14 protein-coding genes are annotated in these 15,067 nt (G+C 72.0%); 8 read left to right on the top strand and 6 right to left on the bottom strand.

Annotated features, from left to right (window positions below):
- Window positions 1-43: 43 nt before the first annotated feature.
- The 3 genes from fabG (at window position 44) to QOL88_RS08405 (ending at window position 2,049) form a co-directional block, all read left to right on the top strand.
- A complete protein-coding gene (gene fabG, locus QOL88_RS08415; protein ID WP_097215826.1) occupies window positions 44-763 on the top strand; it encodes a 3-oxoacyl-[acyl-carrier-protein] reductase in 720 nt (239 codons plus the stop codon).
- Between the two features lie 5 nt (window positions 764-768).
- Window positions 769-1,536 carry an enoyl-ACP reductase FabI gene (gene fabI, locus QOL88_RS08410; protein WP_097215825.1) on the top strand — a complete coding sequence of 256 codons (768 nt, stop codon included), beginning with the start codon at window positions 769-771 and terminating at the stop codon, window positions 1,534-1,536.
- A 162-nt stretch (window positions 1,537-1,698) separates the two neighbouring features.
- Window positions 1,699-2,049 (top strand): hypothetical protein, encoded by a 351-nt coding sequence (locus QOL88_RS08405; protein ID WP_097215824.1) that lies wholly within the window; start codon window positions 1,699-1,701, stop codon window positions 2,047-2,049.
- A 20-nt stretch (window positions 2,050-2,069) separates the two neighbouring features.
- Here QOL88_RS08405 and QOL88_RS08400 read toward each other — a convergent pair whose 3' ends face one another.
- Entirely contained in the window at window positions 2,070-2,762 is a 693-nt protein-coding gene (locus QOL88_RS08400; protein WP_097215823.1) for a FadR/GntR family transcriptional regulator, read from the bottom strand.
- Window positions 2,763-2,832: 70 nt separating this feature from the next.
- Here QOL88_RS08400 and QOL88_RS08395 point away from each other — a divergent pair, with 70 nt between their 5' ends.
- The 4 genes from QOL88_RS08395 (at window position 2,833) to QOL88_RS08380 (ending at window position 5,422) form a co-directional block, all read left to right on the top strand.
- Window positions 2,833-4,281, top strand: coding sequence for a CynX/NimT family MFS transporter (locus tag QOL88_RS08395; RefSeq protein WP_097215822.1), 1,449 nt, complete (start codon window positions 2,833-2,835; stop codon window positions 4,279-4,281).
- Between the two features lie 68 nt (window positions 4,282-4,349).
- Window positions 4,350-4,466 carry an SGM_5486 family transporter-associated protein gene (locus QOL88_RS08390; RefSeq protein ID WP_097215821.1) on the top strand — a complete coding sequence of 39 codons (117 nt, stop codon included), beginning with the start codon at window positions 4,350-4,352 and terminating at the stop codon, window positions 4,464-4,466.
- Between the two features lie 165 nt (window positions 4,467-4,631).
- Complete coding sequence (locus QOL88_RS08385; RefSeq protein ID WP_097215820.1) at window positions 4,632-4,838, top strand: hypothetical protein; 207 nt, start codon at window positions 4,632-4,634, stop codon at window positions 4,836-4,838.
- Between the two features lie 65 nt (window positions 4,839-4,903).
- Window positions 4,904-5,422, top strand: a complete 519-nt coding sequence (locus tag QOL88_RS08380; protein WP_097215819.1) for a SixA phosphatase family protein — start codon at window positions 4,904-4,906, stop codon at window positions 5,420-5,422.
- A gap of 64 nt (window positions 5,423-5,486) precedes the next feature.
- On the opposite strand, the gene serB is transcribed toward QOL88_RS08380, so the two are convergent.
- Window positions 5,487-6,713 (bottom strand): phosphoserine phosphatase SerB, encoded by a 1,227-nt coding sequence (serB, locus tag QOL88_RS08375; protein WP_097215818.1) that lies wholly within the window; start codon window positions 6,711-6,713, stop codon window positions 5,487-5,489.
- A gap of 141 nt (window positions 6,714-6,854) precedes the next feature.
- Window positions 6,855-9,164 (bottom strand): streptophobe family protein, encoded by a 2,310-nt coding sequence (locus QOL88_RS08370; RefSeq protein WP_097215817.1) that lies wholly within the window; start codon window positions 9,162-9,164, stop codon window positions 6,855-6,857.
- Window positions 9,165-9,404: 240 nt separating this feature from the next.
- On the opposite strand from QOL88_RS08370, the gene QOL88_RS08365 reads away from it, so the two are divergent.
- Window positions 9,405-11,942: an ABC transporter ATP-binding protein/permease gene (locus QOL88_RS08365; protein ID WP_179878802.1), complete on the top strand. Its 2,538-nt coding sequence runs from the start codon at window positions 9,405-9,407 to the stop codon at window positions 11,940-11,942.
- Between the two features lie 97 nt (window positions 11,943-12,039).
- Here the strand turns inward: QOL88_RS08365 and QOL88_RS08360 are convergent, their stop codons facing one another.
- From QOL88_RS08360 to QOL88_RS08350, 3 genes are all read right to left on the bottom strand, one after another.
- Complete coding sequence (locus QOL88_RS08360) at window positions 12,040-12,762, bottom strand: transglycosylase SLT domain-containing protein (RefSeq protein ID WP_097215815.1); 723 nt, start codon at window positions 12,760-12,762, stop codon at window positions 12,040-12,042.
- Window positions 12,763-13,116: 354 nt separating this feature from the next.
- The gene (locus tag QOL88_RS08355) at window positions 13,117-14,160 is read right to left on the bottom strand and encodes an S-adenosylmethionine:tRNA ribosyltransferase-isomerase (protein ID WP_097215814.1); all 1,044 of its coding nucleotides are present in this window, start codon (window positions 14,158-14,160) and stop codon (window positions 13,117-13,119) included.
- Entirely contained in the window at window positions 14,157-14,855 is a 699-nt protein-coding gene (locus QOL88_RS08350; RefSeq protein ID WP_097215813.1) for an SDR family NAD(P)-dependent oxidoreductase, read from the bottom strand. The genes QOL88_RS08355 and QOL88_RS08350 overlap by 4 nt, the downstream gene beginning before the upstream one ends.
- Window positions 14,856-15,067 lie beyond the last annotated feature (212 nt).

Here is a 15,067-nt window from a genome sequence, read left to right as displayed (position 1 = left end):
GGTGGCCGGGCGGGTATCAGACCGCTATCGAAAGGGTGATCCGTTGAGCCGCTCGGTTCTCGTCACCGGAGGCAACCGGGGCATCGGCCTCGCCATCGCCCGCGCTTTCGCCGATGCCGGCGACAAGGTCGCCATCACGTACCGCTCGGGTGAGCCGCCGGCCGCCCTGACGGAATTGGGCTGCCTGGCCGTCAAGTGCGACATCACCGACGCCGAGCAGGTGGAGCAGGCCTACAAGGAGATCGAAGAAGCCCACGGCCCCGTCGAGGTCCTCATCGCCAATGCCGGCATCACCAAGGACCAGCTCCTGATGCGCATGTCCGAGGAGGACTTCACCTCGGTCATCGACACCAACCTCACCGGCACCTTCCGCGTCGTCAAGCGCGCCAACCGCGGCATGCTGCGCGCCAAGAAGGGCCGCGTGGTGCTCATCTCCTCGGTCGTCGGTCTGTACGGCGGCCCCGGCCAGTCGAACTACGCCGCCTCCAAGGCCGCCCTGGTCGGCTTCGCGCGTTCCCTCGCCCGTGAGCTGGGCTCGCGCAACCTCACTTTCAACGTCGTCGCGCCCGGCTTCGTCGACACGGACATGACCAAGGCGCTCACCGACGAGCAGCGCGAGAACATCGTGAAGCAGGTCCCGCTCGGCCGGTACGCCCAGCCCGAGGAGATCGCCGCCACGGTGCGGTTCCTCGCCTCCGACGACGCCTCGTACATCACTGGAGCCGTCATTCCCGTTGACGGCGGACTGGGAATGGGTCACTGATCACCATGAGCGGAATTCTCGAGGGCAAGCGCATCCTGATCACCGGTGTGCTGACGGAGGCCTCCATCGCCTTCCACGCCGCGAAGCTGGCCCAGGAGCAGGGCGCCGAGGTCATCCTCACCGCGTTCCCGCGGCCCACGCTGACCGAGCGCATCGCCAAGAAGCTCCCCAAGCCCACCAAGGTCATCGAGCTGGACGTGACCAACGACGAGCACCTCGGGCGGCTCGCCGACCTCGTCGGCGAGGAGCTGGGCGGCCTCGACGGTGTCGTGCACTCCATCGGCTTCGCCCCGCAGGACGCCCTCGGCGGCAACTTCCTCAACGCGCCGTTCGAGTCCGTCGCCACCGCCATGCACGTCTCGGCGTACTCCCTGAAGTCGCTGACCATGGCCTGCCTGCCGCTGATGCAGAACGGCGGTTCCGTCGTCGGCCTCACCTTCGACGCGCAGTTCGCCTGGCCGCAGTACGACTGGATGGGCCCGGCCAAGGCCGCGCTGGAGGCCACCAGCCGCTACATGGCCCGTGACCTGGGCAAGCAGAACATCCGCTGCAACCTGGTCTCGGCGGGCCCGATCGGTTCCATGGCCGCCAAGTCCATCCCGGGCTTCAGCGAGCTGGCCTCGGTGTGGGACAGTCGCTCCCCGCTGGAGTGGGACCTGAAGGACCCCGAGCCGGCCGGACGCGGCATCGTCGCCCTGCTGAGCGACTGGTTCCCGAAGACCACCGGCGAGATCGTCCACGTGGACGGCGGTCTGCACGCCATCGGAGCCTGATCTCCCGCACGTCCTCGACGCCCCGTTTCCCGCCGCGCGCGGGGAGCGGGGCGTCACCCGTTCGGCTCAGCCGACCGGGCGGGGGAGGCCCACAACTGGGCACTCTGGAGTACGCGTTCACCACCCGAGTCCCTCCCCATGCACGGCCGAGGAGGTCAGCTTGTGCGCTTCTCCCGCCGAACGGCCTCAGTGTCCCTCGCCGTCGCGCTCGTGCTGACCCTGGCGTACGAGGCGGTGCCCCACGCGCGCGTGCCCGCCGACGAGCGGGAGTCCGCCGATCCCTTCGGCGCCGCGTGCCGGATCCGCGTGACCGGCTCCAAGGTGACCGCGTACTGCCACAACCCCTACCCGGAGCCCGACCGCGTGAGCCTGCACGTCGAGTGCGCCCGCTGGTGGGACATCGACACCGACAGCTCACCGGTCGAGGCCGGGCCCACGCAGACCGTGCGGCTGACGGGGCGGTGCTGGAAAGAGGTCGGCGACGTGTGGATCAGCCACCGGCGGGAGAGCTGAGCTGAGCCCGGCGGGCGGTGTCAGTCACCGGTGGGGGAGGTGACGCCGCCCAGGCGGCACAGGAACGGGTAACGGGCCGCCTCCGCCGCCGCCGTGTCCGCCTCGCCCGCGCGGATGGCCTCCAGCAGCCGCCCGTGGTCCATGTACGTCTCCGGCGTCAGCTTCTCGCCGACGTCCTCACGCAGCCAGTCCCGCAGCACCTCGCCCAGGTCCGCGTACATGGCCGTCATCACGTCGTTGTGAGACGCGGACACCACGGCCAGGTGGAACGTCGCGTCCGCGGTCACGAACGCCTCCTTGTCACCCGACTCCCAGGCCTCCTCGCGCCGCCGCAACAGCGCGTCGAGCTGCTTGAGGTCCTTCTCCGTGCGCCGCTCGGCGGCCAGCCGGGCGGCGGCCGACTCCAGCGTGGAGCGCAGCTCGGCGATGTGCCGGGGGTCGGCCTCGGCGAACCGCCGCTGCATCACGCCCGCCAGCTCGCTCGTCGCCACGACGTACGTGCCGGAACCCTGGCGGATGTCCAGCAGGCCGTTGTGCGACAGGGCACGGACGGCCTCACGGACCGTGTTGCGGGCGACGCCCAGCTGCTCGACCAGTTCCGGCTCGGTCGGGATCCGGGAGCCGACCGGCCACTCGCCCGAGGTGATCTGGGCCCGCAGCGCGGCGATGACCTGCTCGGACAGGGCCGAGCGGCGGGGATGGCTCAGGGGCATGGCACACCTTCGCACGACCGGGGCGCCCGGGGGCAGCCGGGGAGTGGACAGTCAATCATCCCATGATTCTATGATGGGTCTCATGCCTAGTGAGGAAACCCGGACGATGACGCCCCCGACCGTACGCAGCTCGGCCGCGCACGACGCGGGGAAAGCCGGCGGCGCGTCCACGCGCGCGTGGACGATGCGACTGCTCGTCCTCGGCATCGTGCTGTCCGCGCTGAACCTCCGCCCCGCCATCACCAGCCTCGGCGCCCTCCTGGAGGAGGTCCGCGACGGGCTGGGCATGAGCGGCAGCGTGGCCGGGCTGCTCACCTCCGTGCCGCCGCTGTGCTTCGCCGTCTTCGGCGTCATGGCCCCGCGGCTCGCCCGCCGGTTCGGCGCCGGCGCCGTGGTGTGCGCCGGCATGGTCGCCATCGCCACCGGCCTGCTGATACGGCCGTACGCGGGCGGCACGGCCGGCTTCCTGGCGGGCAGCGCCCTGGCCCTCATGGGCATCGCGGTCAGCAACGTCCTGATGCCGGTCATCGTCAAGCACTGGTTCCCCGACCGCGTGGGGTCCATGACCGGCCTGTACTCCATGGCCCTCGCCCTCGGCACGGCCCTCGCGGCCGCTGTGACGGTCCCCCTGACCGACACCCTCGGCGGCAGCTGGCAGACCGGCCTGGCCCTGTGGGCGGGGCTCGCCGTGGCGGCCGTGCTGCCGTGGCTGCCCTTCGTCCGGGGACGCGCCACGCCCCCCGGGGCGGAGAAGACGGCGGAGGCCGCGACCGGCGGTGACGTGTCTGACGGTGACACGTCCGACCGGGACCGGGACGAGGCGGCGGGGGCGCAGGCCTCCGCCCTCGCGGGGCACGTGTCCCGGGACCGGGACGAGGCGGCAGGGGTGCATGCCTCCGCCCCCGCGGAGCACGCGCGCGTAGAGGCCCCCCGGCTGCGCATGGCCCGCAGCCGCACCGCCTGGGCCCTGGCCGTCTTCTTCGGCCTCCAGGCCACCGCCGCCTACATCACGATGGGCTGGATGGCGCAGATCTTCCGGGACGCCGGTGTCCCCGCCGGCACCGCGGGCCTGCTGCTGGCGGTCACCATGGTGATGGGCGTGCCCCTGGCCTTCGTCATACCCCGCCTGGCCACCCGGCTGCCCCACCAGGGCCCGATCGTGCTCGCCCTGGGCATCAGCGGCCTCGTCGGCTACGCCGGGCTGTACCTCGCACCCGCCGCCGGCGCCTGGGCCTGGGCCGTGCTGCTCGGCGTCGCCAACTGCGCCTTCCCGCTCGCCCTGACCATGGTCGGCATGCGGGCCAGGACCGGCCCGGGCGTGGCCCAGCTGTCGGCGTTCGCGCAGAGCACCGGCTACCTCATCTCCATCCCCGGACCGCTCCTGGTCGGTGTCCTCTACCAGCACAGCGGCGGTTGGGGCCTGCCGATCGCGCTGATGAGCGCCCTGCTGATCCCGCAGATGGTCGTCGGCTTCCTGGCCGGGCGGGACCGCACGGTGGAGGACGAGGCCGCCCGCTGAGCCCCGACCCGGGGAGCCGTGGTCACCCCGGGGCGCCCGGCCGGTACGGAGGGTGGGAGACTGGCCCCATGCCAGTGCTCGATCCGAATCCCCAGCACGGTCAGAAGAAGATGCTGCTCGTCTTCGGAGCCTTCTTCGCGATCTTCATCGTCATCGCCGTCATCGCGACCATCGCCTCACCATGACCCGCGCCCGCGCGGCCCGTGGTGGGGTTGGCCCCCCTGTCCCCTAGGGGGTGAGGGTCAGGGTCAAGTGGGTGGATCACCGGATGGGTTGGCTGCCGAGGATTCCGTAGCTTCAAGTGTGTGACCGCGAGACGGTCACCGACCACTCGAAGAGCGGAGGCACCCATGTCGGCCCCTACGCACACGCGGCCTCACCCGGCGAGCCGGGCCGGTGCCGCCGGCCGACTGCCCTGGTGGGCTCTCGCCCTGCCCGTGCTGGCCTTCACCGCGCTGCTCGCCCTGATCCTCAACCCGTCCGACGCCCACGCGGCCACCGGCGACCCCGCGATCACCCGGCTCTTCGAGCACGTGCAGCAGCTGATGACCCGCTGATCACGGCCGAACACCGTGGTCAACTCCCTGCGCCCCGTGGCGTGTTTCATGCGAAGCTGGATCTCATGAGCGTCGCAGAACCCCGCAGGATTGTCCTCTTCCGCCATGCGAAAGCCGACTGGCCACAGGTCACGGATCACGAGCGTCCGCTCGCCGACCGGGGCCGAACGGAAGCGGCGGAGGCCGGGCGCAGGCTGACCGACACCGGTATCGCCTTCGACCTGGCCCTGTGCTCCACCGCGGTCCGGACCCGGGAGACCTGGAAGCTCGCCGTCCAGGAGTTCCCGCAGCGGCCGAAAACCGTCTACGAGGAGCGGATCTACGAGGCCTCGCCGGGCGAGCTGATCGCCCTGCTCAACGAGACCCCCGACGACGTGCGGAACATCCTCATGATCGGGCACAACCCGGGCATCCAGGGCCTCGCCGAGGTACTGGCGGGCTCGGGCGAGGACGAGGCCCGCGAGCGGATGACCCGCCGCGGCTTCCCGGCCGCCGCCTTCGCCGTGCTGTCGTTCGGCAGCACGTGGAAGAGCCTGGAGCCGGGTGCCGCCGCGCTGCGGGACTACTGGGCCCCGGCCGAGTGACGATCTCCGCGTGAACAGGGCCCGGCGCCGGTGCGGCGCCGGGCCCTTCCCGACCGATCCCGGTTCAGTCGATGTCGAGGGTGTCCGCCGCCTCGACCTCTTCGCGTGTGACGCCCAGCAGGTACAGGACCGTGTCGAGGAAGGGGAAGTTCACCGCGGCGTGTGCGGCCTCGCGCACCACCGGCTTGGCGTTGAAGGCGACGCCGAGACCGGCCGCGTTCAGCATGTCCAGATCGTTGGCACCGTCACCGATCGCCACGGTCTGTGACAGCGGCACACCCGCCTCCGCGGCGAACCGGCGCAGCAGCCGGGCCTTGCCCGCACGGTCGACGATCTCGCCGGTGACCTTGCCGGTCAGCCTGCCGTCGACGATCTCCAGGGTGTTGGCGTGGGCGAAGTCCAGCCCCAGCCGCTCCTTCAGATCGTCCGTGACCTGGGTGAACCCGCCCGAGACGACACCGACTTGGTAGCCGAGCCGCTTCAGCGTACGGATCAGGGTGCGGGCGCCCGGCGTCAGCCGCACCTCGCTGCGCACCTTGTCCACGACCGAGGCGTCCAGCCCCTGAAGCAGCGCCACGCGGGCGTGCAGGGACTGCTCGAAGTCCAGCTCCCCGCGCATCGCGGCCGCCGTCACCTCGGCGACCTCGTCCTCGCAGCCGGCGTGCGCGGCGAACAGTTCGATGACCTCGTCCTGGATCAGCGTCGAGTCGACGTCCATGACGACCAGGCGCTGCGCGCGCCGGTACAGACCGGCGGCGACGACCGCCACGTCGATGCCGAGCCGCGCCGCGTCCGTCATCAGGGCGGTGCGCAGCGGTTCGGTCTCCACGCCCGAGACGGCGAACTCCACGGCGGTCACGGGGTACTTGGCGAGCCGGAAGATACGGTCGATGTTGCCGCCGGTCTTCGTGATCCGGGCGGCGATCGCGGCCGTCGCCTCGGCGGTGAGCGGGTGTCCGAGCACGGTGACCAGGGAGCGGCCCAGCCCGCGCGGGCGGTTGTCGCCGAGGCCGGAGATGATCTCCGCCTGCATCTTCATCGACTCGGCCCAGCTGTGGACCGTCGCCCGCAGATCCCCCTCCTGCCCGGGAGGCGGCTCGGTCACGAGCGCGCACAGCACCATCCGGCCACGGGTGACGACCTGCTCGATGTCGACGACGTCGACGGAGTAGGCGGCGAGGGTGTCGAAGAGCCCGGCGGTGATGCCCGGCCTGTCCTTGCCGAAGATCTTCACAAGGAGGGTGGGGACGTCGGCAGGGATGTCGGAAGACGAGGTCTGCGAAGCGCTCATGGTGGTTCCACCGTATCCGGCGGGCGGGGCGTACCGCCCCCGAGGTCCGTCTGGCGGACAGCGAACACTGCATGTCGCGCCGATGACACGAACCTTACGCACGGGTACGCCGCCCCGTACCTCCGGCCCGTCCCTCGCTGATCATTTCCCCCCGCGCGGCTTCCGTGGTGGCGGCGGGGGAGGAGGCGGCGGCCCGTTCCCGTTCCGCGGACCGGGCGCCTGCCGGGGACCACGCGGCGGCGGCCCGACCGGCCGTACGACGGTAGGGGCGCCGTAGACGTCGCCGGGGGCGGGGGGCTCGTCGTCCGCCGGTGTGCCGGTGTCGGTGTGGGCGTCGGGCCCGGGCGGGGGTCCGGAGGCCCCCTCGGGCGCAGCATCGGAGGGCGGTGCGGCCCAGGAAGGCCGTGCGTCCTCGGGCTCTCGCAACTCGTCCGGCACCCGGAGGTACGGGTTGGTACCCGGGTTGGGCGGCCGGTGCGGCGTACCCGGCGCGTAGGGCCCGGCCTCCTCGCCCGGTGCCGCCCAGCCGTCTCGTCCCTCGCCCCGGGCCCCGGGCCTCCCGGCCTCGGCGTCACCCTCGGGCCCGGTGCCGGCTCCGGACCGGGCGATGCCGTCCCCGGGCCTTGCTCCGGCGTACCCGCTGTCCTGGCTGTGCCCCACAGGGCCCGGGCCGCCCCAGGTCGCGGCGGGCCGGGCGTCGGCATCGTCCCCGACCCGCCCCGCATTGGCCTCCGGCCAAGCCTGCTGCCCGCTGCCCCCGCCATATCCCGCCCGTCCCGCACCGGCCTCCGGCCAAGCCCTCTGCCCGCTGCCCCCGCCATACCCCGCCCGCCCCGGCCCCAGGTCACCCCAAGCCTCCGCCTGCCCGGCGCCGTCCCCGTACCCCGCCGCCCGACCCTCTGCCTCAGCCGTCCCGGTCCCGTACTGCGCCGCCCCGGCTTCCGGCAGCCCGCCTGCCCCACCGCCCCCACCCCCGTACCCAGACCCCCCGGCACCCATCAGACCCGCCGTCCCACCCGCCCCCGCCGACGGCCCTCCCGTCCCCGCCGACAACCCATTCCCCCGCGCCAACGCCGTAGCCCGCAGTCCCGCCGCCCCGCACCCCCACGCGAGCAGCGCGCCCAGTGCCCCGGCCCCCGCGCCCCACGCCGCGCCCAGGAGCAAGGCCATGCCGAGGTGGCCGTGCAGGTCGATGCCCGCGCCGAAGGCGTCGAAGCCGAGCACCGACAGGGACGCGGTCACGGAGACGTCCGTCAGCCAGGCCAGCAGGGGCAGGGTGAGTGCGGTCGCCACCCCCAGTCGCAGCGCACACCGGCCCGCGAAGCGCAGGGCGCCGGAACCCTCCCCGACCGCCGCCCCGAGCGGCGTCCGGACTCCCGCCAGCACACCCGCCAGCAGCATCATCGACGCCGTCGCCACCCCCAGCAGCCACACCCGCCCGTCCAGCTCGGCCAGCCGGCCCAGCGTCACCGGCCGGTCGGTCCCGGAGCCGAGCAGGTCGTCCAGCGGGTCCGGCAGGAAACGGGTCAGTTCGCCCGTCGCACGCCCGTCCCAGGGCACCAGCAGGCCGAGCGGCACACCCAGCCACACCCCGTTCGGCGCCCCGAGCAGCGCCGCGCCGGCGATGCGCCGGGGATGGTCGTCGCCGACCGCCGCGTACGCCGCCGCCGCGCCCCCCGCCGCCACCGCCACCAGCAGCACCGTGACCAGCGCCGACACGGCCGGCCGCACAACCCGGTGCACGGCCTCCCAGCCCCGCGGCAGCGGCGTACGGCGCGAGGCCAGCAGAGCGATGACGAGGATGCCGGTCGACCAGCCGAGCCCGCCGAGCAGCGTCGGTGCCGTGTCGACCGTGAAGCCGACCGCGGCCTGCGCGTCGACCAGGTCGCCGAGCCGGTCCGGCAGCATCCCCCCGATGTCCCCGAGTCCCGGGATGTCGACGCCCCCGCTCCCGCCGGTGACGTCGTCGAGCCCCAGCGAGCCCCCGTCGACCGTGATGACGTCGTGTCCCGCCCAGGCCAGCCCGCCGAGCATCGCCACGAACAACACCACCACCGACCCCGCCCGCGCGAGCAGTTCGGCCGGCGAGATCACAACTCCCGCCGCCCGCAGGGACCGCAGGAAGAACCACGCCAGCAGCACCGCCCCGACCAGGCTCACCCCCAGTGGCGTGATCTCGATGGCCGTGTCCGCCTCCGCGCCCGTGAGGCCGAACGCCGACACATCACCGGACGGCGTGACCGAACCGCCCGCCCCGAGAGCCACCACCGCCGCGGCCATCGGCCCCAACGAGCCCGCCGCGTCCGCCTCCAGCATCCGCAGGCCCAGCGCCGCCGCCCCCGCCATGCCGATCAACGCCCAGCTCACCGCGGCCACGGCGGACATCAGCACGTCCCCCCACGGCACGCGCGCGCCGTCCCTCGCCGTCTCGACCCCTGCGGCAGTACTCATGGCAGACCCCCCGATCCGCTGCGCGACGGGAACACACGCATGTCCCCCTCGCGTCGAAATACCACTCTCCGGCCCGGTTTCAACCCCGTCAACGGAATCGGCCGATGCGTCCGAACGCGGTCTTCACAAGGCCCGACTTTCGGTCAGGGGGCCGCTCCTGAAATAGTTCCCCCCGATGTTCGACATCCCTAGACTCCCCATGTCGGGGGTAACTCGGGGGACAACTCAGTGGGGCATGGAGTGCCGGAACTCGTACTGGAATCAAACGGACGTACCTGGACGCTCGATCCGTCCAGGGCTTACACCCTCGGACGTGATCCGCAGGGGGACGTCGTCTTCGACGACGCCAGGGTCTCCTGGCGTCACGCCACGGTCAGCTTCAACGGCCGCAGTTGGGTCATCGAGGACCACGGCAGCACCAACGGCACGTTCGTGCAGGGGCAACGCATCCATCAGATGGAGCTCGGCCCCGGTTCGGCCGTCAACCTGGGCAACGCGACCGACGGCCCGCGCCTGAACCTGTCCGGCGCCGCGGCCTCCGTCGCCACGCCGCAGGTCCAGCCCCAGAAGCAGCCGTACGCGGCGCAGGGCGCGAACCCCGGCTGGGGCCAGCAGGCTCCGGCCCAGCAGCCGCCGCACCAGCAGCCGCACCAGCAGGCCCCCCAGGCCGGCTGGCAGCAGCCGCAGCACGCCGCGGCGCACATCCCGCAGCAGCAGGGTCCCGGCGGTGTCGCGGGGGCGCCGCCGGTCCACGGCGACCGCAGCCCGACCACGTTCCACCAGTTCTCCCTCGGCCGCGTGATGCGCATCGGCCGTGCCCTGGAGAACGAACTGGTCGTCTCTGACCTCCAGGTCTCCCGGCACCACGCCGAATTCCACGCCACGCCCGACGGCCGCATGGAGATCCGCGACCTCGGCTCGCACAACGGCACGTACGTCAACGGCCAGCCCATCACCAAGGGCGGCACGCAGCTGCTCGGCCCGACCGACGTCGTCGGCGTCGGCCACTCGACGTTCCGCATCGTCGGTGACCGGCTCGAGGAGTTCGTCGACACCGGTGAGGTGTCCTTCTCCGCCCGCCACCTGACCGTCACGGTCGACGGCGGCAAGCAGATCCTCAAGGACGTCTCCTTCGGCGTCCCGGAGAAGTCGCTGATCGCGGTCATCGGCCCGTCCGGCTCCGGCAAGTCGACCCTGCTCAAGGCGCTCACGGGCTACCGCCCCGCCAACCAGGGCGAGGTGCTCTACGACAACCGGAACCTCTACAAGCAGTTCGCCGAGCTGCGCCAGCGCATCGGTCTGGTCCCGCAGGACGACATCCTGCACAAGGAGCTGACCGTCAAGAAGGCCCTCAAGTACGCGGCCAAGCTGCGCTTCCCCGCCGACACCACCGGCGCCGAGCGCGAGGCCCGCATCGACGAGGTGCTGCGCGAGCTCAAGCTCGACATCCACAAGGACAAGAAGGTCACGTCCCTCTCCGGCGGCCAGCGCAAGCGCGTCTCGGTCGCCCTGGAGCTGCTCACCAAGCCGTCGCTGATCTTCCTGGACGAGCCCACCTCCGGCCTCGACCCGGGCATGGACCGCGACGTCATGCAGTTGCTGCGCGGCCTCGCGGACGACGGCCGTACGGTCCTGGTCGTCACCCACTCGGTGGCCGAGCTGGCGATCTGCGACAAGCTGCTGGTGATGGCGCCGGGCGGCTCGGTCGCCTACTTCGGCCCGCCCGAGGAGGCGCTGAACTTCTTCGGCTACGACACCTGGGCCGATGTCTTCTCCGCCTTCGAGAACTACCGCGACTACGACTGGGCGGGCCGCTGGAAGGGCTCGCAGCACTACCAGATGTACGCCGCGGACATCGACGCCGTCGCGCCGCAGTCCGTACAGGTCCCGCAGATGCAGGCGATGAAGCCGCCGAAGCCGCAGGGATGGATGTCGCAGTTCGTCACGCTTGTCCGGCGATACGTCTCGGTGATCGCCTCGGACAAGGGCTTCCTCGCCCTGATGGTGATCCTGCCGGCCGTGCTCGGCGCGGTCAGCCTGCTCATCGACGCCGACAAGGGCCTGCTGCCCAACCCGGCCAACCCGCAGACCGGCCGCGTCATCCCGAACGGCACGGCCACCACGGTCCTGCTGATCCTCGCGGTCGGCGCCTGCTTCGCGGGCGCGGCGAACTCGGTCCGAGAGCTGATCAAGGAACGAGTCATCTACGAGCGGGAGCGCGCCACCGGCCTCTCGCGCTCGGCGTACCTGATGTCCAAGGTGTTCGTGCTCGGCATGATCACCGTGCTCCAGGGCCTGCTCGTCGGCGTCATCGGCTTCTCCAGCCGGGAGATCCCCGAGGAGGGCCTGGTCTTCGGCAGTGCCACGCTCGTCGAGCTGTCTGTGCCGATCATGGCCCTGGGCTTCACGTCGATGATGTTCGGCCTGATCATCTCCTCGCTGGTGAAGACCGCCGAGAAGACCATGCCGCTGCTGGTGATGTTCGCCATCATCCAGGTCGTCTTCACCGGCTGCCTGTTCACGCTGCACGGCTCGGTCGGCGTCAACCAGTTCTCGTTCCTGATGCCGTCGCGCTGGGCGGTCGCCGCCTCCGGCGCAACGCTGGACTTCAACAAGATCAGCCCGCCCGAGACGGCCGGCGACACCGACCCGCTGTGGGAGCACACGGTCGGGGCCTGGGCGATGGACATGGGCGCGCTCCTCGTCCTCGGCGTGATCTGCGGCTTCTTCGTGGCCCGCTTCCTGCGCCGCCACGAGCCCGAGGTCATGCGCAAGTAGTCACCGCGATACGACACGACGCCCGAAGGGCGGCACCCCGTCAGGAGGGTGCCGCCCTTCGGCGTTCGTACAGCGGTCAGAGAGGTCCGCGCCGACCTCAGTACGCGCTGTCGACGTTGTCCATGGAGCCGTACTTGTCGGCCGCGTAGTTGCAGGCGGCGGTGATGTTGGCTACCGGGTCGTAGATGTCCCAGGAGGTACCGGGGACGTGCCAGGTCTTGAAGGTCGGCGGGATGACCTGGAGCAGGCCCTTCGACGGGATGCCGTTGATGGCGTTGATGTCCCAGTTGTTGATCGCCTTCGGGTTACCCGAGGACTCCCGCATGATGTTGCGGTGGATGCCGTCGTAGGACGCCGGGATGTCGTTCTTCTTCAGGATGGAGAGCGACTCGCGGATCCAGCCGTCGAGGTTGTTCGGGTAGCTGACGACCTTCTTGGCTTCGGCGCGCTTGGCGGCGCGGCTCGCGGCCTCCTTGGCCTGGCGCGCGGCCTCGGCCTTCTTCTTCGCCGCCTCGGCGGCGGCCTTCTTCTTGGCGGCGGCCGCGGCGTCGGCCTTCTTCTTCGCCGCGATCTGCTCGGCCTTCAGGCTGGCGCCGGCCATCTGGTCCGTGACGCTCGCCTTGACGTCCTTGATCTGCTGGGTGCTGTACGCCACCGCAGCCGGCTGAGCGGCCTCGGTCGTGGTCTTGGTCGAGGCGCCGCTCGGTACCGCGGAGACCCCGATGGCGACGGCGCCGAGGGTGGCGACACCGGCCATGGCGATCTTGTGGTGACGGGTCAGGCTACGACTCTGAACACGGCTGAAGATGTTCTTGGGCATGCTGCGTGGACCTCTTCGAATAGCGCGGGAGTCGCTCGGCGTCCGGCGTTGGACTCGGTGTGTTTCCGACACAAACGCCGCGGAGGTGAACCCACGGCGCTGAGCGACGTCGCCAATTCTTAGCGGCAGCAAAATGGCGTGGCAAAGGTGTGACGTACGAAGGAAGATAGTGGATCAGGGTTGGGTAAATACGGGCAGATTGGACTATCCGCGCCGCTCAATAGGGGCGGCTTTGTCTCCTACGTCCATTCGTACGTGACGTGGGTCCTATGCGAGGGCTCACACCGCCCCTAGATCAGTCTCACGCGCAGTTGCACAAGTGATGCTCTGGGTGAGGCCCTTTCAGGGGTGTACTCAGGGCAGGACGAGGTGCACGTCGCCGAACTCGTGCCACAGATAGCGCCCTTGCAGCGCGGCCTCGTACCCCCGCTCGACCGCCACCCGCCCCGCGACCGCCTCCAGCATCAGCAGGTGCGAGGCCTCCGGCTCGTGCAGCCCGGTCAGCAGCCCGTCCACCCCCCGCACCCCGCGCTCCGGCGTGACGACGAGGTCCGTCCACCCCGCACGCGCGCGTACGGCCCCGTCGGCGCCCACCGCCGACTCCACGGCCCGCACCGCCGTCGTCCCCACCGCCACCACCCGGCCCCCACCGGCCCTCGCGGCCCCGATCAGCCGCGCCGACGCCTCCGGCACCGCGAAACGCTCCGGATACGGCGGCTCGTGCGCCTCCGCCGAGGCCACCCCCGTGTGCAGCGTGACCGGCGCGAACAGCACCCCCCGGCTCACCAGCTCCGCCACCAGCCGCGCCGTGAAGGGCCGCGCCGCGCTCGGCATCTCCGCACTGCCCGTCCCGTCCGCCGACGGCAGCGCGAACACCGTCTGATAGGCGGACAGCGGCTGGTCCCGCTCCGTATAGGCGTAGCGAATGGGCCGCCCGCACTCCCGCAGCAGCCCCGGCACCCCCGCCCCGGACACCCGCGCCCACCACAGCCGCTCGCCCCGCCCGCTCAGCGGTTCCTCCAGAACCAGCCGCACGCCTCCCGGCAGGCACACCTCCCTCCCCGCAGGCCCACCCGCTCGCGCGCGCGTGGTGCCCCGCCCGTCGGGCTCCCGCAGCTCCACCGCCCAGCGGCCGTCGTCCCCGCGCGTCGAGAAATGCACCACCACGCGCGCGTGCCCGGTCCATCCGTCCACGGCCGCCGCCAGCGTGGCCGAGGTGTTGACCACGAGCAGGTCCCCGGCCCGCAGCAACCGCGGCAGCTCCCGGAACGTGTGATGCGCCACCTCGGCACCCCGCGACACCAGCATCCGTACGGCGTCCCGCTCCAGTCCCGGCCCCCGCTGCTCGACGGGCACCCGGGCCGACAACTCCTCCGGCACTCGCACGGCCAGTGTCATCGGGCTCCGTCCAGCAGCGCCGGCGCCCCGTAGCGCCCGCTCGCCGGACGCTCGTCCAGCAGCCGCAGGAACCCCGGCACGACATCCTCCGGCTCCGTCCGCGGCTCCCGGTCCTCCGGTACGGCCGCCGCGTACAGGTCCGTGGCCATGTCCCCGGGATCGACCGCCCAGACCCGCAGCCCCGGCTCCTCCACGGCGAGCACGGCCACCAGATGGTCCAGGGCCGCCTTGGACGCCCCGTATCCGCCCCAGGTCTCGTACGCCTCGGCGGCCGCGTCCGAGCTCACCGCGACGACAGCGCCCGCCCTCGAGGCCCGCAGCAGCGGAAGCGCCTCCTGGACCAGACCCAGCCCCGCCACCAGGTTCACCTCCAGCGCCCGGCGCAGCCCGTCCAGAGGCAGCTCCTCCAGCCTGACCAGCGGCTCGGCACCCAGCGCGCTCGCGTTGTGCACCAGCAGGTCGACGCCGCCCAGCCGCCAGGCCGCCGCCACCAGCTCCACCCGATGCCCGGCGTCCGTGACGTCCCCGGGCAGGGCCGACACCCGCGTGCCCTGCGCGGACACGGCCTCCGCCGTCTCCGCCAGCGCCTGTGCGCCCCTGGCGTCGAGCACCAGGTCCCAGCCCCGCCCGGCCAGGGCCAGGGCGAGCGCCCGCCCCAGCCCCTTCGATGCCCCGGTGATGATCGCAACCGGCATGATCCGCTCCCTCGTCGTGATCGCGTGCCCTCAACCTAGGAACGGGGCCACCCGCGCCGCCTCGGACGCGAGCCGCAATCCGCCGGGTCCCTTCGCCCTACGCCATGGGCCCGGCGGCCCCGGCCGTAGGCCCGCCGCCCGGCCGCCTCGGCCCCGGGACCTAGGCCCACCGGCCGGGCGCCCGGCCGCCGGCGGTCCGATCCGCCCTGTCA

The organism is Streptomyces sp. Ag82_O1-12, assembly GCF_900182715.1.
Classification (GTDB): Bacteria; Actinomycetota; Actinomycetes; order Streptomycetales; family Streptomycetaceae; genus Streptomyces; species Streptomyces massasporeus.
Note: the sequence above shows the minus strand (reverse complement) of the source record. Positions and strands in the feature narration are given on the sequence as shown.